Here is a 25,745-nt window from a genome sequence, read left to right as displayed (position 1 = left end):
GGAGGCTTTATGACTAATTACGTTGCAATTGATATTGGTGGAACTAATATCAAATATGGTTTGATTGACCAAGATGGACAACTGGTAGAGTCTCACGAAGTAGCAACTGAGGCACATAAGGGTGGTCCGCATATCTTACAAAAAACAAAAGACATTGTAGCTAGCTATCTCGAAAAAGGTCCAGTGGCAGGTGTGGCGATTTCTTCTGCGGGAATGGTTGACCCTGATAAAGGTGAGATTTTCTATGCTGGTCCACAGATTCCGAACTATGCTGGGACTCAATTTAAAAAAGAAATTGAAGAAAGTTTCCAAGTTCCTTGTGAGATTGAAAATGATGTCAACTGCGCAGGGCTAGCAGAAGCGGTATCTGGTTCAGGAGATGGTGCAGGCATAACGCTATGCTTAACCATTGGGACAGGTATCGGTGGTTGCTTAATCATCGATGGTCAGATTTTCCACGGATTCAGTAATTCAGCCTGTGAAGTTGGCTATATGCATATGCAGGATGGAGCCTTCCAAGATTTAGCATCTACAACTGCCTTGGTGAAGTATGTAGCTGATGCTCATGGTGAAGATGTAGAACATTGGAATGGTCGTAGAATTTTCAAAGAAGCTACCGAAGGTAATAAACTCTGTATGGAGGGAATTGACCGTATGGTAGATTATCTTGGTAAAGGTTTAGCAAATATTTGTTATGTGGTTAATCCAGAAGTCGTCATCCTTGGCGGTGGCATCATGGGACAAGAAGCAATTTTAAAACCTAAGATTCGTAAGGCTTTGAAAGATGCTCTCGTTCCAAGCTTGGCAGACAAGACACAACTTGAATTTGCCCACCATCAGAATACTGCCGGTATGCTCGGTGCCTACTATCATTTTAGAACCAAACAAACCTAAATTGGCTTTGCCAATTTAGGTTTTTTAATAGGAAAAAGTTCAGGTAAAACTTTAATAAAATTTTGGAAACCCTTGCATTTTAAAGGATAATATAGTATATTTATTATACTGAGAAATCTCGAAAAGACATTCCTAAAAATCAAAACATTTTTTTATTTCGAAAAAATGTAAGCGATTTCTAAAATGGATTTGAACAGAAAATAAGGCTGGGAGGAAGAGGATTTTTAAGGTAGATAAGAAGAACCAAAGTTGTCGCCAGCATAAACTGGGCTCCTGCAGTAGCTGACTGCTTTTGAACATTAGGAGAATTTGATGAAACATTATTTTTTAGAAAGAAGCCGAATATTCAGTATTCGTAAGCTAACAGTCGGTGTTGCTTCAGTGGCTGTTGGGCTGGCTTTTTTTGCGTCTGGAAATGTTGCTGCTAATGAAGTCGTGACAGAACCAAAACTCGAAGTAGATAGTCAAGCAAAAAATGTGACAGATAAGGAAAAAGAAAAGGTAGAAGCAGTTAAGGATGTCAAAGAAGTAGCCACTACTCTTAAAGAAGAAGTCACAGCAAAAGAAGCCCCTGCGACAGAAAAAGTAACAGAAGAGCCAAAAACAAGTGAGGAAGCTGGAGATTTACTCCCGTCAGAAATTCCTGACCGTGCCTATCCTGACACTCCAGTCAAGAAGTTAGATACTACTGCAATTGTGTCAGATAAAGAAACTCCCAAAGTTGAGACTAAAAGTATTCTAAAAGCTGAAGAAGTAAGTCCAGCTGAGGGTGAGAAAGAAAATAGAGCCATTATCAATGGTGGTCAGGATCTCAAACATATTGATTATGAAGGTCAACCAGCTACCTCTGCGACGATGGTTTATAGCATTTTTAGCTCTCCACTTGCAAATGGCGGTAAACAGGATTACCTTAACTCAGGTTCAGGTATCTTTGTTGCTCCAAACATCATCCTGACAGTAGCGCATAATTTCTTAGTCAAGGATGCAGATACCAATGCGGGCTCTATCCGTGGTGGTGATACTGCTAAGTTCTACTACAATGTCGGTTCAAATAGTCCAAAGGTCAGATCTCTACCAGATTCAGGAAAAACAGTTATTTTCAAGGAAAAGGATATCCATTTCTGGAATAAAGAAAAGTTTGGTGAAGGTTACAAGAATGACCTAGCCTTGGTCGTAGCACCTATTCCACTTCAAATCGCTAGTCCAAATAAGGCTGCGACCTTCACTCCTCTAGCAGAACATCGAGAATACAAAGCCGGAGAACCTGTTAGCACAATTGGTTACCCTACAGATTCAAGCTCTCCAGAATTGAAGGAACCAATCGTACCTGGTCAATTGTATAAGGCTGATGGTGTTGTTAAAGGTACTGAAAAATATGATGATAAGGGAACAGTTGGTATTACTTATCGTTTGACTTCTGTTTCTGGACTTTCTGGTGGTGGTATCATCAACGGTGAAGGAAAAGTTATCGGAATCCACCAACGTGGGACTGTTGACAATATGAATATTGCTGAAAAAGACCGCTTCGGTGGAGGTCTAGTCTTGTCTCCAGAACAATTAGCATGGGTTAAAGGCATCATTGAAAAATACGGTGTCAAAGAAGGCTGGTATCAAGGTGATAACGATAATCGCTATTACTTTGATTCAAAAGGACAATTACTCAGAAATACCACAGCTGTCATTGGTGGAAACAAGTATGCCTTTGACAATAGTGGCCTTGCTACTCTTGTTGAAGGGGTTGACTATGGTCGTGTGGTCATCGAACATGTGGACGAAAATGACAACCTCGTCAAAGAAAATGATACCTTTGTTGATAAGGCTGAAGTTGGTGCTCCATTTAGCTATAACTACAAATCAGAAATTGAGAAAACCGACTTCTACAAGAAGAATAAAGAAAAATACGAAATTGTTTCAATTGGCGATGCTCCTGTTAATAAACAATTGAAAGATGCTTGGACTGAGGACCATAGTGTTGTGAGCAAGGCACCTGCCGGAACTCGTGTTATTAAGGTTGTCTACAAAGTCAATAGAGGTTCTTTTGAAGTTCACTATCGCTTGAAAGATTCTGATAAAGAGTTGATTACTGCAGATGTGGATAATAATGAAGGGAAGGAATATGATGTTTCTTTCGTTCATAAATTCCAAGCCAAAGAAATTGCAGGCTATCGTGCAGTCAATGCAAGCCAAGAAGCAACAATCCAACACAAAGGGGTGAATGAAGTTATTTTTGAATACGAAAAAATTGAAGATCCAAAACCAGTAACTCCTATAACTCCGGTAGTGGATCCAAAGGACGAAGAAACAGAAATTGCTGCCTACGGTCCACTACCAAGCAAGGCTCAATTAGATTATCATAAGGAAGAATTGGCTGCCTTCATCCACTATGGTATGAATACCTATACCAACTCTGAGTGGGGAAATGGTAGAGAAAATCCTGAGTACTTTAATCCAACAAATCTTGATACAGACCAGTGGATTAAGACCTTGAAGGATGCCGGATTCAAACGAACTATCATGGTTGTCAAACACCATGACGGATTTGTCATCTATCCTTCTCAATACACAAAACATACCGTAGCTGCTAGTTCATGGAAAAATGGTAAGGGTGACCTTCTCGAAGAAATCTCAAAATCAGCAACTAAGTATGATATGAATATGGGTGTGTACCTATCACCATGGGATGCAAACAATCCAAACTATCACGTGAATACTGAAAAAGAGTACAACGAATACTACCTCAACCAACTCAAGGAAATCCTTGGTAATCCTAAATACGGAAATAACGGTAAGTTCATCGAAGTATGGATGGATGGTGCGCGTGGTAGCGGGGCTCAAAAAGTAACCTATACCTTTGATAAGTGGTTTGAGTACATCAAGAAAGCTGAAGGAGATATCGCTATCTTCTCTGCTCAACCAACAAGTGTACGTTGGATTGGTAATGAACGTGGTATTGCTGGTGATCCAGTTTGGCATAAGGTTAAGAAAGCTAAAATCACTGACGATGTGAAGAATGAATATCTCAACCATGGGGATCCAGAAGGAGATATGTACTCTGTCGGTGAAGCAGACGTTTCTATCCGTTCAGGTTGGTTCTACCATGACAATCAACAACCAAAATCAATCAAAGATTTGATGGATATTTACTTCAAATCTGTTGGTCGTGGAACGCCACTTCTACTCAATATTCCACCAAATAAAGAAGGTAGATTCGCAGATGCAGATGTAGCTCGCTTGAAAGAATTCCGAGCAACCTTGGACCAAATGTATGCGACTGACTTTGCTAAGGGTGCAACAGTTACTGCAAGCTCTACTCGTAAGAATCACTTGTATCAAGCAAGCCACCTAACAGATGGTAAGGATGATACCAGCTGGGCGCCAGCAAATGATGCTAAGACAGGAGAATTCACTGTTGATTTAGGTCAAAAGAGACGCTTTGACGTGGTCGAACTCAAAGAAGATATCGCTAAAGGGCAACGTATCTCTGGATTCAAGGTTGAAGTGGAGCTCAACGGTCGTTGGGTACCATACGGTGAAGGCTCAACTGTTGGTTATCGTCGTCTGATCCAAGGTCAGCCAGTAGAAGCACAAAAGATTCGCGTGACGATTACTGGTGCACAAGCAACACCTATTTTGACAAACTTCTCTGTTTATAAGACACCAAGCAGTATCGAGAAAACAGATGGCTACCCACTTGGATTGGATTACCATTCAAATACCACAGCCGATAAAGAAAATACAACTTGGTATGATGAATCTGAAGGTATCCGTGGAACATCTATGTGGACCAACAAGAAAGACGCTAGCGTAACTTACCGCTTCACAGGAACAAAAGCATATGTTGTTTCTACCGTCGATCCAAACCACGGGGAAATGTCTGTTTATGTGGATGGTCAAAAAGTTGCAGATGTTCAAACCAAGAATGCAACTCGTAAACGTAGCCAAATGGTCTATGAAACAGATGACTTGGCTCCTGGTGAACATACTATCAAACTTGTCAATAAAACTGGCGAAGCCATTGCAACTGAAGGTATTTACACCCTCAACAATGCAGGCAAGGGTATGTTTGAGATGAAAGAAACAACCTATGAAGTTCAAAAAGGTCAACCGGTAACTGTAACCATCAAACGTGTTGGTGGAAGTAAGGGTGTAGCAACAGTCCATGTCGTAACAGAGCCAGGAACTGGGGTTCACGGTAAGGTTTACAAGGATACAACAGCTGACCTAACCTTCCAAGATGGTGAAACTGAAAAAACTATCACGATTCCAACGATTGACTTTACTGAGCAAGCTGACTCTATCTTTGACTTCAAGGTGAAAATGACCAGCGTTTCTGACAATGCTCTTCTTGGATTCGCTTCAGAAGCAACGATTCGAGTGATGAAAGCAGAATTGCTTCTAAAAGACCAAACTAGCTATGACGATCAGGCTAGTCAGCTTGACTATAGCCCAGGTTGGCACCATGAAACGAATTCAGCAGATAAATATCAAAATACTGAATCATGGGCATCATTTGGTCATTTGACAGAAGAGCAGAAGAAAAATGTTAGTGTAACAGCCTACTTCTACGGTACAGGTCTCGAAATTAAAGGATATGTGGATCCAGGACATGGTATCTACAGAGTAACGCTAGACGGTAGAAAAGTCGAGTATCAAGATGGTCTAGGGAATGCGTCTGAATACAACGGTAAGAAGTACTTCAGTGGTACAGCTACTACCCGTCAAGGTGGTCAGACTCTCGTTCGTTTGACTGGACTCGAAGAGGGTTGGCATGCTGTAACCTTGCAATTGGATCCAAAACGTAATGATACTACGAGAAATATTGGTATCCAAGTTGACCAGTTCATCACTCATGGTGAAGATAGTGCTCTTTATACCAAAGCAGAGTTAATCCAAGCGATGAAGAGTTGGAAGGATGAGTTGGTTAAATTTGACCAAACAAGTTTGAAGAATACACCAGAAGCGCGTCAAGCCTTCAAGTCGAACTTGGACAAATTATCAGAGCAGCTTGCAGCAAGTGATGCGAAACCACAAGAAGTCCTCAAAACAGCAGCTGTCTTGCAACATATCCTTGATAAGGAAGATAATTATGGTGCAGATGACACACCTACACCTGATCAGCCAGAAGAGCCAAACTATGACAAGGCTATGGCAAGTCTGACAGAAGCAATTGAGAAAAAAACAGCTGAGCTAGGTGATGACAAGGAAGCTAAGAAGAAACTAGTTGCATTAACAGAGCAAGCCTTAACAGTTATCCAAGAGGCTAAGACTCAGGATGCAGTAGATAAGGCCTTGCAAGCAGCATTGACATCCATCAATCAGCTTCAAGCAACTCCAAAAGAGGAACCAGCTCCTGAAGAACCTGCACGTCCAGAGGAGCCAACTAAGCCAGAGGAACCAAACAAACCAGAAGAGCCTAAGATTGACTACGATAAAGCTATGGAAAGCTTGTCCGAAGCGATTAAAAATAAAACAGCTGAGCTAGGTGATGACAAGGAAGCTAAGAAGAAACTAGTTGAACTTGCAGAGCAAGCCTTGGGAGCTATCGAAGAAGCCAAAACTCAGGATGCAGTAGATAAGGCCTTGAAAGACGCTTTGACATCTATCAACAATCTTCAGGCGACACCAAAAGAGGAACCAGCTCCAGAAGTGCCTGCAAGACCAGAGGAGCCAAGCAAACCAGAAGAGGAAGTGAAACATTCAAATCTTCCAACTGAAGGTGTTAAAGAATTGAGTGTAACTCAACCAAGCCTTGAAGTAACGACAGAGCCGATTGCCTTCAACACTATTCGTCGTGAAAATTCTCTTCTACCTAAAGGTAAGGAACAAGTCGTTTCTGAAGGAAAAGACGGACAAATAACGACCTATGTAGAAGTTGATGGAAGCGATCGTAAGGTTGTTAAGGTTGAACGTGAGGAAGCTCAAGACCGCATCGTTGAAGTCGGTACTCAAGAAGGAACTGCTATGCCGACAGAAGGCGTTATGAATTTGGACTTTAATCTACCAAATCTAAAAGTAGAGAAAGAACCAATCGCCTTCAAGACTGTTCGCCGTGAGAACGCTGATTTAGCTAAAGGTAAAGAACAAGTTATTTCCGAAGGAAAAGACGGACAAGTGACTACTTATGTAGAAGTCGATGGTAGTAAACGTAAGGTTGTCAAGGTTGAACGTGAGGAAGCCCAAGATCGTATTATCGAAGTTGGTACCAAGGAAGAAAGTCCATCAACTGATAGCACATTGAAGGTTTTGAAAGATGCTTCAACAAACGTGAAACTAATTGCCCGTGAAGGGGATCTCAATGGAGGTTCTGTTCTTGAGGTTGATAAGGTTGCTGATCAAGTCTTGGAAGGTCGACGTTTCGATGCGTATCAAGTTCAATTGAAGAATGAAAAAGGTGAGCTTGTTCAGTTGAAAGGTGCAGCTCTTGTGCAAGTCTTAGTATCTTCAGACGTAGCTAATGTCTATGCTATGAATGCAAATCAAGAATTGCAGGAAGTCAAGTTTGAACAGAAAGGTTCAGCACTTGAATTTGTAGCTCCACATCTGGGTGTCTATGCAGTCGTCTACAAAGATGCCAATCAACCTGATACACCAACAAATGTAGAAACTCCTGCACCACAACCTATGGGAGAAGACAAACTAGAGGCGAAGGGAACTGCAGCTGATTCAGCTGGCAAACAGTTGCCAGCAACAGGAGAAGAAGCAACTTCAGCTCTCTTACCTGCTCTCACTCTTGTTTCAGGAATGATGCTATTCTTCTTCAAAAAAGATGTGAAGGATTAGCATAGAGAAAATCAAATAAAGTGTGATGTAGCACTATAAAAAAAGGGAATCCATTGAGGGTTCCCTTTTTTATCGATAGTGACTAGAAATAGAAAACCCTGAATAGTTTTCTATTTCAGGGCATTCTATTTCTTTTGTTTCTACGATAACCATTCAATTTCTTATTTTCCCAGTAGCTATTAAAGATTTTTTCTTTACTTTCGCGATCAATTTCTAGGAAATAAGCATAGAGTAAATCAATGATAATTAGCATTGGGATTTGCGCAGAGATTCGTTGGATATAAGGAGCCTGGTTCTGGCTCGCCACCAATATTGTCTCTGTAAATTCTTGGGTTTCCTTATTGGGAGAACTTGTAAAGAGAACAGTCTTAGCTCCCATATCTTGTGCATCTAGTAAACTGTCGATGATAGATGGTGTTGTTCCTGAGAGGGAAAAACCAAAGACCAAACATTTTTCATCAATAATACTAGTCGTCCAGGCAAAACCGTCCGGATCTGTCAATGCCTCACAGACGACACCCAGTCTCATGAAACGTAGCTTCATCTCACGTGCTACCAAACCAGAACTTCCTGTTCCGAAAAAGTATACACGTTCTGACTGGTCAATCATCTGAGCCACACGCTCCAGTTGCTCATCGTCAATCAAACCTTGAGAAATTTCTCGTAGATTTGCATAGCTTCTGAGAACTCTCTGAGTCAAAGGGTTCATATCCTGTTGAGGAGTGGAAAGAGTGTCTTTCTGTTGTTGGTATTTGAAGATAAACTCTCGATAACCCTTAAAACCACATTTCTTGGCAAAACGAGTGAGCGCTGCTTGAGAAATATGAAGTTTTTGAGTGACTTGCTGAGAGGATAAGTCATCATTTATCGTATCTGCCTGCAGAAAATAGCGGGCAATCTCTTGCTCCAAATCGGTCATTTCTTCAAAGTGAAGATCAATGATCGTAGAGATATCTTGCTTATTCATGGGACTCCTTTTATAGCTATTTGCCAGAATTACTTTGATAAATCTAACAAATAATATAGCGCTTACTACCATTATATCATAGAAAATAATTTTTGGACCAAAAAGGAAAAGTCTTTTCTTTTTCCATAATTTTCTCCCTAAATTATGGTACAATGAAAAGTAAGATTTTGATTAGAAACGAGACTGATTTGTATGAGAAAATTCAATAGCCACTCGATACCGACACGGCTTAATTTGTTATTCGCAATCGTCATTTTGCTCTTTTTAGCAATTATCGGCCGCTTACTGTATATGCAAGTTCTTCACAAGGATTTCTACGAGACTAAGCTAGCTTCAGCGAGTCAAACACGGGTAACCATGGGTTCTGCTCGCGGAGAAATCTATGATGCAGCAGGAAAGCCTTTGGTTCAAAATACTGTGAAGCAAGTTGTTTCCTTCACACGAAGCAACAAGATGACTGCGGCGGATTTGAAAGACATTTCTAAAAAATTGTTGGACTACGTCACAGTTACTTCTCCAGAGTTGACGGACCGTCAAATGGCTGACTACTATTTGGCTGATGCAGAAGTTTATAAGAAGACAGTCGAAGCTCTTCCAAAAGATAAACGGTACGATTCAGATGGCAATCAACTTTCTGAATCGGATCTCTATAACAATGCTGCTGAGAGTATTGCAGGCAATCAGCTGGATTATTCAGAGGATGAAAAGAAAGCAATCTACCTCTTTAGCCAACTCAATTCAGTAGAAAATTTTGCGACAGGGAATATCCAAACCGATCCTTTGACGGATACGCAGGTAGCTCTGATTGCATCTGCATCTAAGGAATTGCCAGGTATTTCGATTTCTACTTCATGGGATCGAAAAGTCCTAGAAACTTCTCTTGCATCTATTGTTGGAAGTGTTTCTAGTGAAAAATCTGGTCTTCCAGCAGAAGAGGTGGATGCTTATTTGAAAAAAGGATATTCGCTCAATGACCGTGTTGGGACTTCTTATCTTGAAAAACAATACGAAGAAGTCTTGCAAGGAAAACGGACAGTTAAGGAAATCCATTTGGACAAGCATGGAGATATGGAGAGTGTAGAAAATATTGAAGAAGGAAGCAAGGGTAAAAACATTAAATTAACCATTGATTTGGCCTTCCAAGATAGCGTGGACAGTCTCCTAAAAAGTTATTTCAACTCAGAACTTGCAAATGGTGGAGCTAGATATTCAGAAGGTGTCTATGCAGTAGCCCTCAATCCTAAGACAGGAGCTGTATTGGCTATGTCAGGAATGAAGCACAATGTAGAAACGGGTGAATTGACCTCAGACTCACTCGGAACTGTCACTAATGTCTTTGTTCCAGGTTCTGTCGTCAAGGCTGCAACCATCAGTTCCGGTTGGGAAAATGGAGTCTTATCAGGTAACCAAACCTTGACGGACCAACCAATTGTTTTCCAAGGTTCTGCACCGATTAATTCTTGGTACACACTCTCTTATGGCTCCTTCCCGATTACAGCTGTTGAGGCTTTGGAATATTCATCCAATACCTACATGGTTCAAACTGCCCTCGGAATCATGGGACAAACCTATCAGCCGAATATGACAGTAGGAACCAACAATCTTGAGTCTGCTATGGGCAAACTACGTTCAACATTTGGTGAATATGGTTTGGGAGTTTCTACAGGGATTGACCTACCAGATGAGTCGACAGGATTTATTCCTAAAGACTATGATTTGGCCAACTACCTAAATAATGCCTTCGGACAGTTCGATAACTACACACCAATGCAGTTGGCTCAGTACGTTGCAACCATTGCCAATAATGGAGTCCGTTTAGCTCCTCACATCGTAGAAGGAATCTATGACAACAATGAGCAAGGTGGTCTTGGAGAGCTCATTAAGCAAACGGACAGCACAGAAATGAATAAGATCAATATTTCTGAGTCGGACATATCTATTTTGCAACAAGGATTTTACCAAGTATCACACGGAACAAGTGCTCTTACGACAGGTCGCGCATTTTCAAATGGAGCAGCAGTCTCTATCAGCGGAAAAACTGGTACAGCCGAAAGTTACGTCAATGGTGGTCAAAAAGCCAATAATACCAATGCCGTGGCCTATGCACCAACAGATAACCCACAGATTGCGGTTGCGGTCGTATTCCCGCATAACACCAATCTAACTAACGGTGTTGGACCTTCGATTGCTCGCGACATTATCAATCTATACAATCAACACCATCCAATGAACTAGAAAGGAAGCCATGCTTTACCCAACGCCTATAGCTAAGCTGATTGACAGTTATTCTAAACTTCCAGGTATCGGGATTAAGACAGCAACCCGACTGGCCTTTTATACCATTGGGATGTCGGATGACGACGTCAATGAATTTGCCAAAAATCTTCTTGCAGCCAAGCGAGAATTGACCTATTGTTCTATTTGTGGACGTTTGACAGATGAGGATCCATGTTCTATCTGTACGGATCCTAGCCGTGATCAATCTACGATTCTGGTTCTGGAGGATAGTCGAGATGTCGCTGCCATGGAAAATATCCAGGAATATCACGGGCTTTATCATGTCCTACATGGCCTTATTTCGCCTATGAATGGGATTAGTCCAGATGATATCAATCTCAAAAGTCTTATGACTCGTCTCATGGATAGCGAGGTTTCAGAGGTTATCGTAGCAACCAATGCGACTGCTGATGGTGAAGCGACCTCTATGTACATCTCTCGACTTCTCAAACCCGCAGGGATCAAGGTTACTCGCCTAGCACGAGGACTAGCGGTAGGAGCTGATATCGAATATGCAGATGAAGTAACGCTCCTGAGAGCCATCGAAAATCGTACAGAACTCTAGTCTGTAAGGATATAGAACAGGCAATTAGTTAGCATATAAGATTTCAAGAAATCAAGAGACTGGATTTATTTTTAATCCAGTCTCTTTTTTGCTATTCAAGTTTAAAAAAATAAACAAATGTGATATACTAAAAAGCGAGTATTCTAGTAGAAATAGGACAATCATATGAAACAAACAATTATTTTATTATATGGTGGACGCAGTGCAGAGCGTGAAGTGTCTGTATTGTCAGCTGAGAGTGTCATGCGTGCGGTTAATTATGATCGTTTTGCGGTCAAAACTTTCTTTATCAGCCAGTCTGGTGATTTCATCAAAACCCAAGAATTTACCCAAACTCCTGGTCAAGATGAACGCCTCATGACTAATGAAACGATTGATTGGGACAAGAAAGTTGCTCCAAGTGCCATCTATGAAGAAGGAGCAGTTGTCTTTCCAGTTCTTCATGGACCTATGGGAGAAGACGGTTCTGTTCAAGGTTTCTTAGAAGTCTTGAAAATGCCTTATGTCGGTTGTAACATCTTATCTTCAAATCTTGCCATGGATAAAATCACAACTAAGCGTGTCTTGGAATCTGCTGGAATTGCCCAAGTCCCTTACGTAGCCATTGTTGAAGGGGATGACTTGGCTTCTAAGATTGCTGAAGTTGAAGAAAAATTAACTTATCCAGTCTTTACCAAGCCATCAAATATGGGTTCTAGTGTTGGTATTTCTAAGTCTGAAAATAAAGAGGAACTCCATCAAGCTCTCGAACTCGCCTTTAAATATGATAGCCGTGTCTTGGTAGAACAAGGCGTCAATGCGCGTGAAATCGAAGTTGGGCTTTTAGGAAACTATGATGTCAAGAGCACGCTTCCTGGTGAAGTTGTCAAGGACGTAGCCTTCTATGACTACGAAGCAAAATACATTGATAACAAGATTACTATGGATATTCCAGCCAAGATTAGTGATGATGTAGTAGCAGTCATGCGTAAAAATGCAGAAGCTGCCTTCCGTGCCATTGGTGGACTTGGATTATCACGTTGCGACTTCTTCTATACAGATAAGGGTGAAGTTTTCCTAAACGAGCTTAACACCATGCCAGGATTTACCCAATGGTCTATGTATCCATTACTTTGGGACAACATGGGGATTAGCTATTCAGAACTAATTGAGCGTTTGGTGGACCTTGCTAAAGAGAGTTTTGATAAACGCGAAGCACACCTATTGTAAAGACAACTATAAGGGCGGGGCAAGACTCCCTGCCCCTTTTTAAAGGAGTAAACATGAAACTTACGATTCACGAAGTTGCGCGTGTCGTCGGTGCAAAAAATGATGTGACAAGTTATGCGGATAGCCCGCTAGTCAAGGCTGAGTTTGATAGTCGTTTGATTGGACCTGGGGATTTATTTGTTCCTCTAAAGGGGGCGCGTGATGGTCATGACTTTATCGAGACAGCTTTTGAAAATGGCGCTGTTGTAACTCTGTCAGAAAAGGAAGTAGAAGGTCATCCTTACATTTTAGTAGATGATGTCTTGACAGCCTTTCAAGCTCTTGCGGCCTATTACCTTCAGAAGACAGGAGTCGATGTCTTTGCTGTTACAGGTTCAAATGGGAAGACAACGACCAAGGATATGTTGGCCCATTTGCTTTCAACAAGCTACAAAACCTACAAAACACAAGGGAACTATAATAACGAGATTGGGCTTCCCTACACGGTTCTCCATATGCCAGATGACACTGAAAAGTTAGTCTTGGAAATGGGACAGGATCATCTAGGAGACATCCATCTCTTATCTGAACTAGCTCATCCAAAGACAGCTATTGTGACTCTGGTCGGAGAAGCTCATTTGGCCTTCTTTAAAGACCGTTCTGAAATTGCCAAAGGGAAATTGCAAATCGCTGATGGGATGGGAAAGGGTACCTTGCTTTTAGCACCAGCTGATCCTATTGTAGAGGATTATCTACCTACTGAGCAAAAAGTGGTCCGTTTTGGTCCAGGTGCAGAACTCAAAATTACAGAATTGATTGAGCGTAAGGATAGCTTAACTTTCAAGGCTAATTTCTTGGAACAGGCTCTCGACTTGCCAGTAACTGGTAAGTACAATGCGACCAATGCCATGATTGCATCTTATGTTGCTTTGCAAGAAGGAGTAACTGAGGAGCAAATCCATCAAGCCTTCCAAAATCTTGAATTGACCCGCAATCGTACCGAGTGGAAAAAAGCTGCCAACGGTGCAGATATCTTGTCAGATGTCTACAATGCCAATCCAACTGCCATGAAATTGATTTTAGAGACTTTCTCTGCCATTCCAGCCAATGAAGGTGGTAAGAAACTCGCAGTTTTGGCAGATATGAAAGAACTTGGAGACCAGTCTGTTCAACTCCACAATCAAATGATTTTGAGCATTACACCCGATGCCCTTGATACCGTAATTTTCTACGGTGAAGATATTGCGGAATTGGCCCAACTAGCCAGTCAAATGTTCCCAATCGGTCATGTTTATTACTTTAAGAAAACAGCTGAGGAAGACCAGTTTGAAGCCATGGTCAAGCAAGTTAAGGAAAGTCTTGGTGCACATGACCAAATCTTGCTTAAAGGTTCTAACTCTATGAATCTAGCTAAGCTAGTAGAAAGTCTAGAAAATGAGCACAACTGATTTTGCAAGGCTCTGCAGAGAATGTTAGCCATTACCGATACTGGTTTGACCTATACAAGGGATCCTTTTGACCGTGAACGTTATGAGGATTTACGTCAGATTTTATGGAGTGTTTTGCAGGATCAAACAGAGCTCAATCAAGAGGAATTGACTGCAATTTTTCAGCCGTCAGGTAGCTATGCAACTCCCTTGATGGATGTGCGAGCTTGGATTGTTCAAGACCAGAAGATTTGTTTGGTTAGAGGACAAGGAGAGGATACTTGGGCATTACCTGGTGGCTTTGGTGAGATAGGATATTCTCCCAAGGAAAATATTCGAAAAGAAGTTCAGGAAGAAACAGGATTTTCAGCAGAAGTAGGCTCTTTATTGGCAGTTTTTGATACCAACCGCTTTCAACTTCAGAACAAGCAGTATGCAAAGTTCGTCTTTGACTGTCAGTTATTAGATGGACAATTTCAAGAAAATCAAGAAGTTGCTGAATTAGGATTTTTTGACATTTCGGCTCTCCCTCCCTTATCTGAAAAAAGAATAACTAAGGAACAAATGGATATTCTTTGGCAGGTTTATCAGGGTGAGCGGGAACAATATATTGATTAGAAGCTTGGCTTTATCTTAAGGCCGATAGCTACTTTGGAACACAAAAATATAAGAAATAAATGTAAGCTAGGCTCTATAGAAATGAGTAAGAGGTCTGCTTATATGAAAATGAGGAAAGTTACATGAATGTTTGGGATGCTTTATTTAGCACGAAGCCGACAGAGCCACCCCAATTTGATCTTCTTTGGTATGGAAGTCTATTTAGTTTATTGGCATTGACTGTATTTCTTGCCTATCGCTATGGTAATAATAAGATTTGTCAGCGATTTTTCCAGATTTTACAGGCGACCCAGTTAATCCTTCTCTACGGTTGGTATTTGGTCAATCAGATGCCTTTAACAGAAAGCCTACCCTTTTATCATTGCCGTTTAGCAATGTTTGTAGTGCTTTTGACCCCGGGTGTCTCTAGAGTCAAACAGTATTTTGCTGTTCTCGGAACCTTTGGGACTTTGGCAGCCTTTGTTTATCCAGTACCAGATCCTTATCCCTTCCCACATATTGCCATTTTGTCCTTTATTTTCGGACACTTAGCCCTTCTTGGAAATTCCTTTATTTATCTCTTGAAGGACTACGATGCTAATTTATTGGATTTCAAACGAATCCTAATCATCACATCTTCGCTTAATGCGCTGATCTTTATGATTAATCTAATGACGGGTGGAGATTATGGCTTTTTGACAAAACCACCATTGGTTGGAGACCACGGTCCTTTGATCAATTATCTAGTCGTTACCCTATTCTTGACTTGTGCCATTTATTTAGTCTCTAAAGCTTTTCAGACTATGCTTGAGGAGAAGGGGGAAAGAAGACTACGAATCTGGCAGAAATAAAAAAATATTTTCCCAACCGCTTGACTTTTATCTGAGAATTTTGATACAATAGTAGGCGGTATTGTTTACCCCATTTGTAAGGCCCCGGAACCTTTCAAATAACTTGCGGACCGGAACATCCGCCCTGTAAACAAAAACGACATTCATATAGGAGAAATCATGAACAAAACTACATTCATGGCTAAACCAGGCCAAGTAGAACGCAAATGGTACGTTGTTGACGCAACTGATGTACCTCTTGGACGCCTTTCAGCAGTTGTTGCTAGCGTGCTTCGCGGAAAAAACAAACCAACATTCACACCACACACTGATACAGGTGACTTCGTAATCGTTATCAATGCTGAAAAGGTTAAATTGACTGGTAAAAAAGCAACTGATAAGATTTACTACACTCACTCAAACCACCCAGGTGGATTGAAATCAATCTCTGCTGGTGAACTTCGTTCTAAAAATGCAGTACGTTTGATTGAGAAATCAGTTAAAGGTATGCTTCCACACAATACTCTTGGCCGCGCTCAAGGTATGAAATTGAAAGTATTCGTTGGAGCTGAGCACACTCACGCTGCACAACAACCAGAAGTTCTTGATATTTCAGGACTTATCTAAGGAAAGGAACAATAAAGTATGTCACAAGCACAATATGCAGGTACTGGACGTCGTAAAAACGCTGTTGCACGCGTTCGCCTTGTTCCAGGAACTGGTAAAATCACTGTTAACAAAAAAGATGTTGAAGAGTACATCCCACACGCTGACCTTCGTCTTGTAATCAACCAACCATTCGCAGTTACTTCAACTGCAGGTTCATACGACGTTTTCGTTAACGTTGTAGGTGGTGGATACGCTGGTCAAGCAGGAGCTATCCGTCACGGTATCGCTCGTGCCCTTCTTCAAGTAGACCCAGACTTCCGCGATTCATTGAAACGCGCAGGACTTCTTACACGTGACTCACGTAAAGTTGAACGTAAGAAACCAGGCTTGAAAAAAGCTCGTAAAGCATCACAATTTAGTAAACGTTAAAACTTATTTAAACTTATTGAAAGCATTTCGTATCAAAAATACGGGATGCTTTTTCTGTTCACCCCAAATTTTTGTAACTAGGTGATACTTGAAATTAATACAAATTTGGTTGTTTTTGATAAATCTAAGCAACACTACATGATGAAGTGAAAGGGGATGAATCTTTGATAGTATTCACTTATTGTGAAATATGATATATTTATTAATTAGATGGATGAATACTTCTAGAGTTAAATATAGTATAATAGGGACATACTTTTTGGTTTATTTTTGTTTGTAGTCGGATTATGAAAGAATATCCAATATTATGCGATAAGATAGAATGTTACAAAAAAGAAAGGGGATGCAATCCGATGAAGAAAGACAGATTAATTGTATTGACAGATGCTGTTCTAGCAATTATTATGACCATCTTGGTTTTAGAGTTAGAAAAACCAACAACACCAAGTCTTGAAGCTTTTTGGGATTTACGGCAAAATTTCTTTGCTTGTTTTCTTTCCTTTTTCTGGTTGGGATCGTTATGGATGGCACTAAACACATTATGGGAAAAGGTTGAGAAAATTTCCTCAGAAATTATTTGGTGGAATTTGTTTCTACTCTTGGAGCGGCAGGAGTTCTCTTTGGAGAATTTCATGCCATCCAAGATACCAGTCTGAATGATGTGGTGGACCGGATCTATATAAATGTCAAGGATTTACCGTTTCAGTCCTTGGGAGCTTTAGCTAATATCCTGTCTGATATTAAGAAGGGACTGATTCAAGACAGTCATATCTGATCTTTCTTCCAGTCATTTTTCAAACAATATCAGTTGATAATCAGCTTAAATCAGATCTATCAGTTTGTCTATCTTTCTCTGATGGAGATCATGTCCTATCTTCACTTTGATTATTGGAAAAAAACGGCTCGGTCAGGAGCTAGTATGAATAAGGAGAACAAATGAAACGTTTAAAAATGTTATGGCATATTATGCAGGTTACGGGTTTTACTCGGTTTGCTCTGAGTTTTGTGACCTTTGTTTTTGGGTCAGGAGGCGTGCTTTTCCTAGTTGAACCTGCTATCACAAATTACGGAGACGGTCTTTGGTATGCTTTTGTGACTTCGACGACTGTCGGCTACGGGGATCTCCTAGCTGTGACCTTGATTGGAAGGATTACCAGTGTCTTCTTGACGATTTATGGGCTCATATTTTTTGGCTGTTTATCAGCTGTTATTTTTAATTATTATACCAATTTAAATAAGGAAAGAGGAGAGGACAAATGACTGCCAATTATTCAACACGGGAATACCGTGAGAAATTATACGATGACCTTCATGTTCGATTGAGAGATACAGCGATTTTGATGTGTGCAATTTTTATTGCCTCTATCGGACTAAATATGAATTCAACAGCTGTCATTATAGGAGCCATGTTGATTTCACCTCTCATGACACCGATTGTTGGACTGGGATTCGGTTTAGCTATTTTTGATACGCGTTTAATCAAGCAATCTCTAGAGGTTTTATTGACTCAAGTGTTGGTCAGTTTGCTTGTCTCGACTCTGTATTTCTGGATTTCTCCCTTGTCTTATGCAAGTAGCGAGTTGATTGCACGAACCTCTCCAACCATTTGGGATGTCCTCATTGCTATTGCTGGTGGGATTGCTGGTGTGATCGGTTCAAGGAAAAAAGAAGCAAACAATATCGTGCCAGGAGTAGCCATTGCTACAGCTCTGATGCCGCCTATCTGTACTGCTGGCTATGGTTTAGCTAATGGGAATGTACGATTTTTATTGGGGGCTCTCTATCTTTTCTTGATCAACTGTGTCTTTATCATGCTAGCCAACATTGTTGGAACAAGAATTTTGATGAGAAAATCTCCTTTAACTTCATTTAAAGAGCTGAGCATTAAAATGAGAATTGGCTTGATATCTTTGATTGTATTGTTGATTCTTCCAGCTAGCTATTCGGCAGTTACTCTGACAATAGAACAAGCGCGCAAAGAAGGGATCAAACAGTTTGTAGGAAAAGAGTTCGCCAATTATACGGTTATTAATCAAGTCTACAAGTCAAGTAACAATGAATTGGTCTTGACGGTTGTTGGAGATCCGATTTCAGAAGAAGAATTAGAAACACTCCACCAAAAACAAGCCTCTTACGGTATTCAATCTGTTCAATTGAAAGTGAATCAAGTTCAGAACTCGCCAACATTAGATAGTGAAGCGACCAAGGAATTTTATGAAAACATTGACAAGTATATTGATCAAAAACTCTCTGAAAAAGATTCACAAAACGATCTCGTAAAAGAAAATGAAGCAGACAAGGATTGAGGACAATGAACTGAATCGGTTTTTACGCCGTGTTTTTCTTGTATCTTCCTCTTTCTTACTTATAGCAGGTTGTTTTTGCTTGAATAAGAAATAAATTAGAAGTTCTATCATCTAAGAAAAATGATGAACAAAAAATCATTTAACTAATGGTGTGAACGTTTAGTGTTTATCAGCTCCATTCTCTGTAATTTTGGGGGTAAAATCCACACCATTCGGATAAAATTAGTTGAATTTGATTGGAAAAAAGCTTTTATAAAAGCGGAGAAAAGTCTTGATATTACGCTGTTTTTAGTCCAACTGAAATTCATACTTTCCAAACCAGGCTTGAAAAAGGCCCGTAAAGCGTCACAATTTAGTAAACGTTAAAACTTATTTACATTTATTAAAAGCATTTCGTATCAAAAATACGAGATGCTTTTTTTTAGCTTAATTTTACAAATTGGATTTTGAAGGACACCATGGACCTATTTTCAAGTTGATAACGACTACAAATTTGTTCTGGAGACCATGAAGATTGTAATCGCTCTTTAATTTCCTACTTCAATTCACAGGAGTCTAACTCGATTTTCTTCCCTTCTGCTTCGCCAATTGTTCATTGTGTGTTTGTGCTGCTTGTGCAGAGTAAGTGTCATTACCACACTTAATTCTCTTGAGAAGGTTGATTTGTGAACGCCTAATTTTCTAGCTATTTGGCAGGGTTTGAGACCTAATTCTAGGTAAGTCTCTATCTTAATTCGCTCAATTATGGTAATATGATGGTAGCTTATAGATTTCTCCCGTGTTCTGTTTAGTGTGGTTACTTACAGTTTACACGAGATTGGGCTCTATGAGTTTTTTGTTGCACTATATTTTACCATTTATCAAATATAAAAAAGTAAGCTCAGAAAATCTCTGATCTTATTCTCATATCTCTCCAAACAACTTCCGTAAAATTTTCGGTGTGATACGTTGTCCTGGCCCTACGTAAGTATAGGCGTGCAGGTACATGGCAGGATTGAAGTTGAGTTCGATACAGGTGCAATTTGGTAGCTCCTTACTAGCAGGCTTGGTGTAGTCTGGGATAATCAAATCGACTCCACAGGCCCAAGCCCCCATAGCAGTCGCCATATCGGCAGCTAGTTGTTTGTAACTCTCGCCCATCTGGTCAGTCATGTCAATGGAGTCGCCTCCAGTTGAGATATTAGAATTACCACGCAGAAAGGTTTGGCTACCTTTAGGCAAGACTGTATCAGGTGTGTAACCCTGCTGTTCCAACATGAGTAATTCAATATCACCCAGATTGATGATTTCAAGAGGTGAGCGATGGTCGCGACCACGCAGAGGGTCTTGGTTTTTCTTTTCGACTAATTCTCGGATGCTTGAGCTTCCGTCGCCTACGACATTGGCCGCGACGCGGAGCACGACAGCCTCGCATTTTCCATCCAAGATAAAGAAACGGTACTCGGTCCCTGCCACAAACTCCTCGACTAGCACATGGCTATCTTCCGAAAAGGCGATGTCTAGGGCTTTTTCATAGCCAGAAAGGCTTGTTGACTCTTGGAAGATGGAAATGCCCAGACCGAAGTTGGTGGATTTGGGTTTGACAACAATAGCAGAGTTGGCTATTTGTCCGTAGTACCGCAAGGCATCGTCCTTGTTAGCAAATTCTGCTCCCGCAGGTACTGGAAAACCAGCCTTGTCCAAAATCTTTTTGGTCACAACCTTATTAGCCATGGCCAGTGGAATTACGTAGTTATCTTTGGATGTCATGTTGCTATTTTTAATGTACTCCACATGGTCACCATGCCAGAGTTTGAGAAATTGGTCTTCCTCATCTAAAATTTCTACGTTCAAGCCCAGCTGAATGGCGTCAAAGAGAATCATTTGGGTGGAGAGTTCCATGTTTTCATAGCCTTTGAGGGCATAAGGTGCTGTCCAAGCATAGTCATGAAAGGCTTGTCCTTGTTGTTGGCCAAATTTTTCAAGGGACCCTTCTTCAACCTGCTCTGCTATTTTTCCAGAAAGGGTCAAACGTGGATCAAGAAGAGAGGCCTCCACCTTAGTGATAAGCTGGCTATAATAGTCATCCAGTCCAAAGTGAGCGACGATGTCCTTCATGGCTGTCACGATAGGTTTAGGGTCAGCCTCTTTAGGAAGTGGTGTGTGGGGATGGCTGAGAGCGATTTGGTTGTTGAGAGTAGCAGCTACTGCCAATTCTTCGTCGACTTGCTCCATGTCGTCTAGCCACAAGAGTGCGAGTGCAAAGAGGTGGGTGGTGTCTAGTGTTTCTTGGCTGATTGCCAGTGGCTCAAAGGGGTTGAGGTCAAAGTTGCGGAACTCTAGATAGGAGATGCCCTTAGTCAAAAAGTCCCGGCTAGTCTTAGCACCGCGTAAACGGATGGCAGAGTAAAATTCTTTTTCAGAGGACAGTTGCCCAGATCCAACAGCGTTTTCGATGTCGGTCACGTATTGCTCCAGTGAAGAGAAGGAAATGTGAACATCGGGGGCATTGACATAGCCGTAGTTGGAGTTACGAATCGACCGCACGCAACCAATTTCATCTGTCAAAAACCCTTTTTCTGCTAGCGGGCTTGCTCCGTAAAGGTAGGTCAAGAGCCAGCGATAACACAAGAAGTTCTGAGCTAACTTGAGATAGAGGGCATTCTTGAAGGTCAGTAAATCGTCATAGTCACTGACTTCAAAGAGCTGCTGGGTCAGATCTTTGCCGAGTTCAAAATTATAGTGAATTCCAGATATGGACTGGAGCAATTTGCCGTAGCGTTCTGCCAAACCAACTCGGTATTGATACTCGTAGTCACTTTCCAACTGGGCAATCTGAATCTCTTCTTCTACAATCACAGGTGGCATGGATAAAGGCCAAAGATATTCTGACTTATCCATTGAGCGAATAGCCACATCGGTGATGGCCCCGAGGAAGCGACGAGCTTCCGTGGTCGACTGTGCTATCGGTGTAATGAGCTCTAGTTGAGGTTCGCTATAATCTGTCTGGATATAGGGATGGAAACTGCGAGAACCCAATTTTTCAGGGTGTGGCGTTTGAGCGACACGGCCTTCAGTATTGATTCGTAGAGATTCGCGCTCCAGACCAAAGGTAGCTTGTAAGATGGGAGTATTTGGGGATAATTTTTGAAATACGTTTGATAGGTTCATGATTGGGCCTCGAAATAACTAGTTTCTCTATTATTTTATCATTTTATCATTTTGTTAAATAAACTCAACTTTCTGCTACGGAGATGGAGAAGGAAATGCTCGGACGAATTGTCTATTTACTTGCATTAAATATAAGCAAAAGCATTAGTAGAAGTATTGAAACTACACCTAATAGTTTTTTCCCCACACTCAATCTCTCATTTCTGTCTTTTTTTCGTAGACAGTTATAAAGTCGATCAGAATAAACCTTGTAAGTGTATAAGTTAATTCTTACAGACCTAAACTATTCCCCTATTTAAAAAATAATGATTCATATTTTATGAAATTAATTAGTAGATATAGTTCTGAAAAGCCGTTATATTACGCTGTTTTTAGTCCAACTGAAATCCATACTTTCCCAACCAGGTCTTAAGAAAGCTCGTAAAGCATCACAATTTAGTAAACGTTAATTCGAAAGAATTACTGTACTTACAAAGAGCACCTTTCGGGGTGTTCTTTTTTATGCTTCCATACTAAATTGGTGCAATTGACACAGTTGTTGCGACTTTAGTCGCTTACAAATGTGGCTGCAATCTGACAAAGTCAGTTGCCTCAAAACGTTAATCAATACGATTATATCAACGTTTCAAAGCACTCAAGAGTTTACCTCATGGGTGCTTTTTTTTTATAATTTTTACTCAAATTTAACATCATTCATTCCCTACTGACTTACAATACTTGCTAAAAGTATTTTTTTTTACATTCATGATATAATATACATAGATTCCGCTATATAGGAGGAAAGGGATGAAAAAACGTACTTTACTTTGGCTAGTTTTAGCTCTTGTAGTATTTGGAGGAGGCGCATGGATGGCACAGGAAACAAATCTATTTGGAGGGATAACTCTAAGCCCACGGGCTAAGCAGTTGGCTTATTTGAAGGAGCATGAACAAGAGATAGAAGATTTTGTAAAGTCTAAAAATTCAAAGATTGAATCTGTTCAGATTGCTTGGGATGAAACCAAGTGGGAAAAAGTTGGGAATGGGACTCCTCAAGGAGGAGGAGAAATTGTAAATGTATATGGTAGCTTTAATCATATTGAGTCCTCTTCCTGGAATGTAACTTTTGATATTGAGAATGGTGAAATTATTCCTAATTCAATGGCTTTAGCCAATTATTTAAGAGTGGGGGGAAAGATTTTTGACTAACAGTAATCTAAAAACCTTTGATAATTTTTACTCAAATTTAATATCACTCATTCCCTACTGACTTACAATACTTGCTAAAAGTATTTTTTTTTACATTCATGATATAATATACATAGATTCCGCTATATAGGAGGAAAAAGATGAAAAAACGTACTTTACTTTGGCTGGTTTTAGCTCTTGTAGTATTTGGAGGAGGCGCATGGATGGCACAGGAAACAAATCTATTTGGAGGAATAACTCTGAGCCCGCGATCTAAGCAGTTGGCTTATTTGAAAGAACATGAAGAAGATATGGCTGATTTTGTCAAGTCTTTAAGTCCTAAAGTTGAAAGTGTTCAGTTTGATTGGGATAGTATGAAGGTTGGTCAAGTAGGAAATGGAACTCCACAAGGTGGTGGCTATATGTTGACACTTAGAGGAAAGGTAAATAATAATGATAAGACGAAATTCATGGTTGGATTTTCTTTAGACAATAATGCAAACAGTATACCAAAGGAATTTGGAATTTATGAAATGCAGCCTATAAGAATTTATAGGGATGGGGGATGGTATTATTATGACTAATAGTAATTTAAAAACCTTTGATAATTTTTATGCGGATTTAGCACAATCTGCATATAATGGGCGCCCCAATAATTTTCCGCCAGATAATAATGCTCTTGATTATCAGCTGTTTGATTTCTCTAGAGATAATAAATTTTATAATAAAGATAAAAGAGAATGGGAATCACCCCCGGAGGGAAAAAACTTCCTCATGATGGTAAAGTCTATTTGCAACCGGATCCTGATTTAAGAGATACTTATAAAGTCACATCGACACCAGTTCCTGATACAAATGGGATGAGGCAGGATACTCATCACAAACGTTATCAAAAAGGATTGTTAACTGATGATGAAGCTGGTTTCAGTGCCTACTACTTAACGGATACGCCTACCTTAGGGTCAGATACTACGAAAACCTATATGGCTATCCGCGGGAGCGATGCCATCAGTTTGGAAAATCGGAATGACTGGGTTGACAATGATGCGAAGTTTGCCCTTAACCATATCCATATACCGCAAGCCAAGTTAGCGACGGCAGGTATGAAAGCTAAAATCGCAGCGATGCGTGAAAAAGCTCCGCATGCTACGATGGACATCACAGCTCACTCCCTAGGAACCATTGTCTCTGCGCAAGGGGTCGCTGGACTCACTGATGAAGAACTGAAGAAAATCGGCAAAGTTGTTCTCTTTGACGGTCCAGACACGACAAAGAGTTTAAAGAAAATGGGCCTCAGCGATGAGAAAATCCAAAAGATTAGCGAAAAAATCGAGTATTATGTCAATCCTTTTGATATCGTGGGTATGCTTAATCGAGAGCACACCATTACTAAATTACCTGAGGATTCCGATGAACCCCTCAAAAAACCAGTCGGTAAAGTCAATGTCCTTGTTCCCTTGCACTATACCCAGATTTCTGATCCGGAAAGTTCCCATGACTTTGGTGTTTTCCAATCGGATGGGAAGGGAAATTTATTGACTGCTTCAGAGGACTTTCACCCAGAATTGCTCAGGGCAGGTGAAAAGCTAGCTCGATTGATTGCGACATCTTTGGATTCTCTCAGGGCTTTAGGAGTTGATGAAAATGTAGCAACCAATGTTTTAAATTCCATTATGAAAGGTGAGTTTAAAATAAAGGCAGCTATTGGTTATGCCGTTTACGAGAATTTTACAACTGAATATAGTAAGATCGTCGAAGAAGCCCGTCAGGAATCTATAAAGTGGGATCGTGAGGCTATTCCTCGTTATCAGGAACAACTGAGAAACGGCAATCTTTCAGGAAATCAAAGAATCTTGGTTCGAGCTCAACTGCTTCAGACAGCAGCCCAGTTGGCAAATTTTGATATGGAAGATAAAGTTAAAAATGTGAAAACCTTACTTTCAGATGCTAAGGAAGATATTCAAAACATGGTAAAAGAAACAAGACAGACAGCGTTTGACATGGTTGGATACTTGTCAAGTTCAGAAGTTACGAATCTACTTTCTGGTTTTGATATGACAAGTTTTTGGGATGAAGGTCTTGCGAGTGATACGGAGAAAGCAGCCAAATCCTTCCTGACACAAATCGAGCAACTAGGGGAAAGCCTGGTTAAAGCTAGTGGTTCCTTTGAGACTATAGATACGGAAAGAGCTGAGGATTTTAATAATCTATTGGCAGATGTAAAACAAACATGGAGGGGGAAAAATGTTAGTCCTAACGGATGAAGATACTTTAATTACAAGAGAGCAACTCGACAGAGGCTTCAAAGAAAGAATGAAAGAACAAGAACGACAAGCAGTTGGGGCCTTGGTAAGAGCAAAAGAACTATCTATCCTTGCAAAAGGAGAAGAGTTAGCTAAAAAGTTACAAGAAGCAGCCTCTGATATGCAAGAGTATGCTTCTAAGACCTATGTGAACAATATTAAAGGTGGGTTTGAGGGCAAGGCTACTGAAGCAGCTGAAACTTATCTGACCCAGACCTTGCAAACCCCTACTTTACAAAGTCCAATCAAAAACTAG

18 protein-coding genes and 2 pseudogenes are annotated in these 25,745 nt (G+C 40.5%); 17 read left to right on the top strand and 3 right to left on the bottom strand.

From position 1 onward, the window contains the following. Positions 1-9: 9 nt before the first annotated feature. Positions 10-894: an ROK family protein gene (locus HMPREF1481_RS08200; RefSeq protein WP_016466209.1), complete on the top strand. Its 885-nt coding sequence runs from the start codon at positions 10-12 to the stop codon at positions 892-894. 312 nt (positions 895-1,206) lie between these two features. Further along, the gene (locus tag HMPREF1481_RS08195) at positions 1,207-7,674 is read left to right on the top strand and encodes an alpha-L-fucosidase (protein ID WP_016466208.1); all 6,468 of its coding nucleotides are present in this window, start codon (positions 1,207-1,209) and stop codon (positions 7,672-7,674) included. A 115-nt stretch (positions 7,675-7,789) separates the two neighbouring features. On the opposite strand, the gene HMPREF1481_RS08190 is transcribed toward HMPREF1481_RS08195, so the two are convergent. Beyond that, the gene (locus tag HMPREF1481_RS08190) at positions 7,790-8,641 is read right to left on the bottom strand and encodes a MurR/RpiR family transcriptional regulator (RefSeq protein ID WP_016466207.1); all 852 of its coding nucleotides are present in this window, start codon (positions 8,639-8,641) and stop codon (positions 7,790-7,792) included. 192 nt (positions 8,642-8,833) lie between these two features. Between HMPREF1481_RS08190 and pbp2b the strand changes: the two genes are divergently transcribed. From pbp2b to HMPREF1481_RS08135, 11 genes are all read left to right on the top strand, one after another. After that, a complete protein-coding gene (gene pbp2b / locus HMPREF1481_RS08185; RefSeq protein WP_016466206.1) occupies positions 8,834-10,876 on the top strand; it encodes a penicillin-binding protein PBP2B in 2,043 nt (680 codons plus the stop codon). A gap of 10 nt (positions 10,877-10,886) precedes the next feature. Continuing rightward, positions 10,887-11,483: a recombination mediator RecR gene (recR, locus tag HMPREF1481_RS08180; RefSeq protein WP_006152788.1), complete on the top strand. Its 597-nt coding sequence runs from the start codon at positions 10,887-10,889 to the stop codon at positions 11,481-11,483. Positions 11,484-11,648: 165 nt separating this feature from the next. After that, positions 11,649-12,692: a D-alanine--D-alanine ligase gene (locus HMPREF1481_RS08175; RefSeq protein ID WP_016466205.1), complete on the top strand. Its 1,044-nt coding sequence runs from the start codon at positions 11,649-11,651 to the stop codon at positions 12,690-12,692. A 53-nt stretch (positions 12,693-12,745) separates the two neighbouring features. Further along, a complete protein-coding gene (locus HMPREF1481_RS08170) occupies positions 12,746-14,119 on the top strand; it encodes a UDP-N-acetylmuramoyl-tripeptide--D-alanyl-D-alanine ligase (protein ID WP_016466204.1) in 1,374 nt (457 codons plus the stop codon). Between the two features lie 21 nt (positions 14,120-14,140). Beyond that, positions 14,141-14,716, top strand: a complete 576-nt coding sequence (locus HMPREF1481_RS08165) for an NUDIX hydrolase (RefSeq protein ID WP_016466203.1) — start codon at positions 14,141-14,143, stop codon at positions 14,714-14,716. A 122-nt stretch (positions 14,717-14,838) separates the two neighbouring features. After that, entirely contained in the window at positions 14,839-15,546 is a 708-nt protein-coding gene (locus tag HMPREF1481_RS08160; RefSeq protein WP_016466202.1) for a YwaF family protein, read from the top strand. Between the two features lie 159 nt (positions 15,547-15,705). Beyond that, a complete protein-coding gene (rplM, locus tag HMPREF1481_RS08155) occupies positions 15,706-16,152 on the top strand; it encodes a 50S ribosomal protein L13 (protein WP_002876943.1) in 447 nt (148 codons plus the stop codon). Positions 16,153-16,170: 18 nt separating this feature from the next. Next, on the top strand, positions 16,171-16,563 hold the full coding sequence (gene rpsI / locus HMPREF1481_RS08150; protein WP_002893764.1) for a 30S ribosomal protein S9: 393 nt from the start codon (positions 16,171-16,173) through the stop codon (positions 16,561-16,563). A 353-nt stretch (positions 16,564-16,916) separates the two neighbouring features. Next, complete coding sequence (locus HMPREF1481_RS08145) at positions 16,917-17,219, top strand: TMEM175 family protein (protein WP_006151097.1); 303 nt, start codon at positions 16,917-16,919, stop codon at positions 17,217-17,219. 280 nt (positions 17,220-17,499) lie between these two features. Beyond that, positions 17,500-17,823: a potassium channel family protein gene (locus HMPREF1481_RS08140; RefSeq protein WP_000825751.1), complete on the top strand. Its 324-nt coding sequence runs from the start codon at positions 17,500-17,502 to the stop codon at positions 17,821-17,823. Continuing rightward, complete coding sequence (locus HMPREF1481_RS08135) at positions 17,820-18,869, top strand: DUF389 domain-containing protein (RefSeq protein WP_000126416.1); 1,050 nt, start codon at positions 17,820-17,822, stop codon at positions 18,867-18,869. The genes HMPREF1481_RS08140 and HMPREF1481_RS08135 overlap by 4 nt, the downstream gene beginning before the upstream one ends. Before the next feature lie 445 nt (positions 18,870-19,314). Here HMPREF1481_RS08135 and HMPREF1481_RS11005 read toward each other — a convergent pair. Next, a pseudogene (locus HMPREF1481_RS11005) lies at positions 19,315-19,636 on the bottom strand (transposase); the annotation flags it as partial. A gap of 136 nt (positions 19,637-19,772) precedes the next feature. Continuing rightward, the gene (gene gshAB / locus HMPREF1481_RS08130; RefSeq protein WP_016466201.1) at positions 19,773-22,019 is read right to left on the bottom strand and encodes a bifunctional glutamate--cysteine ligase GshA/glutathione synthetase GshB; all 2,247 of its coding nucleotides are present in this window, start codon (positions 22,017-22,019) and stop codon (positions 19,773-19,775) included. 786 nt (positions 22,020-22,805) lie between these two features. On the opposite strand from gshAB, the gene HMPREF1481_RS08125 reads away from it, so the two are divergent. The 4 genes and pseudogenes from HMPREF1481_RS08125 (at position 22,806) to HMPREF1481_RS08110 (ending at position 25,745) form a co-directional block, all read left to right on the top strand. After that, entirely contained in the window at positions 22,806-23,207 is a 402-nt protein-coding gene (locus HMPREF1481_RS08125; protein ID WP_016466200.1) for a hypothetical protein, read from the top strand. Between the two features lie 140 nt (positions 23,208-23,347). Further along, positions 23,348-23,770: a hypothetical protein gene (locus HMPREF1481_RS08120; protein WP_016466199.1), complete on the top strand. Its 423-nt coding sequence runs from the start codon at positions 23,348-23,350 to the stop codon at positions 23,768-23,770. After that, a pseudogene (locus HMPREF1481_RS10540) lies at positions 23,763-25,450 on the top strand (DUF2974 domain-containing protein). The gene HMPREF1481_RS08120 and the pseudogene HMPREF1481_RS10540 overlap by 8 nt, the downstream one beginning before the upstream one ends. Further along, complete coding sequence (locus HMPREF1481_RS08110; RefSeq protein WP_016466197.1) at positions 25,431-25,745, top strand: hypothetical protein; 315 nt, start codon at positions 25,431-25,433, stop codon at positions 25,743-25,745. Before HMPREF1481_RS10540 ends, HMPREF1481_RS08110 begins: the two are co-directional and overlap by 20 nt.

The sequence above is a fragment of the Streptococcus sp. HPH0090 genome, from assembly GCF_000411475.1.
Classification (GTDB): domain Bacteria; phylum Bacillota; class Bacilli; order Lactobacillales; family Streptococcaceae; genus Streptococcus.
The sequence above is the reverse complement of the archived record's forward strand: the minus strand, read 5'-3'. Positions and strand labels throughout refer to the sequence as shown.

What these genes read in the sequence shown, in the direction of transcription:
- rpsI (WP_002893764.1), top strand. Translation starts at nt 16,171, where the DNA reads ATGTCACAAGCACAATATGCAGGTACTGGACGTCGTAAAAACGCTGTT.
- HMPREF1481_RS08120 (WP_016466199.1), top strand. Translation starts at nt 23,348, where the DNA reads ATGAAAAAACGTACTTTACTTTGGCTGGTTTTAGCTCTTGTAGTATTT.
- HMPREF1481_RS08190 (WP_016466207.1), bottom strand. Translation starts at nt 8,641, where the DNA reads ATGAATAAGCAAGATATCTCTACGATCATTGATCTTCACTTTGAAGAA.
- HMPREF1481_RS08170 (WP_016466204.1), top strand. Translation starts at nt 12,746, where the DNA reads ATGAAACTTACGATTCACGAAGTTGCGCGTGTCGTCGGTGCAAAAAAT.
- HMPREF1481_RS08125 (WP_016466200.1), top strand. Translation starts at nt 22,806, where the DNA reads ATGAAAAAACGTACTTTACTTTGGCTAGTTTTAGCTCTTGTAGTATTT.
- pbp2b (WP_016466206.1), top strand. Translation starts at nt 8,834, where the DNA reads ATGAGAAAATTCAATAGCCACTCGATACCGACACGGCTTAATTTGTTA.
- HMPREF1481_RS08195 (WP_016466208.1), top strand. Translation starts at nt 1,207, where the DNA reads ATGAAACATTATTTTTTAGAAAGAAGCCGAATATTCAGTATTCGTAAG.
- HMPREF1481_RS08200 (WP_016466209.1), top strand. Translation starts at nt 10, where the DNA reads ATGACTAATTACGTTGCAATTGATATTGGTGGAACTAATATCAAATAT.
- HMPREF1481_RS08110 (WP_016466197.1), top strand. Translation starts at nt 25,431, where the DNA reads ATGTTAGTCCTAACGGATGAAGATACTTTAATTACAAGAGAGCAACTC.
- HMPREF1481_RS08140 (WP_000825751.1), top strand. Translation starts at nt 17,500, where the DNA reads ATGAAACGTTTAAAAATGTTATGGCATATTATGCAGGTTACGGGTTTT.
- gshAB (WP_016466201.1), bottom strand. Translation starts at nt 22,019, where the DNA reads ATGAACCTATCAAACGTATTTCAAAAATTATCCCCAAATACTCCCATC.
- rplM (WP_002876943.1), top strand. Translation starts at nt 15,706, where the DNA reads ATGAACAAAACTACATTCATGGCTAAACCAGGCCAAGTAGAACGCAAA.
- HMPREF1481_RS08175 (WP_016466205.1), top strand. Translation starts at nt 11,649, where the DNA reads ATGAAACAAACAATTATTTTATTATATGGTGGACGCAGTGCAGAGCGT.
- HMPREF1481_RS08165 (WP_016466203.1), top strand. Translation starts at nt 14,141, where the DNA reads ATGTTAGCCATTACCGATACTGGTTTGACCTATACAAGGGATCCTTTT.
- HMPREF1481_RS08160 (WP_016466202.1), top strand. Translation starts at nt 14,839, where the DNA reads ATGAATGTTTGGGATGCTTTATTTAGCACGAAGCCGACAGAGCCACCC.
- HMPREF1481_RS08145 (WP_006151097.1), top strand. Translation starts at nt 16,917, where the DNA reads ATGAAGAAAGACAGATTAATTGTATTGACAGATGCTGTTCTAGCAATT.
- recR (WP_006152788.1), top strand. Translation starts at nt 10,887, where the DNA reads ATGCTTTACCCAACGCCTATAGCTAAGCTGATTGACAGTTATTCTAAA.
- HMPREF1481_RS08135 (WP_000126416.1), top strand. Translation starts at nt 17,820, where the DNA reads ATGACTGCCAATTATTCAACACGGGAATACCGTGAGAAATTATACGAT.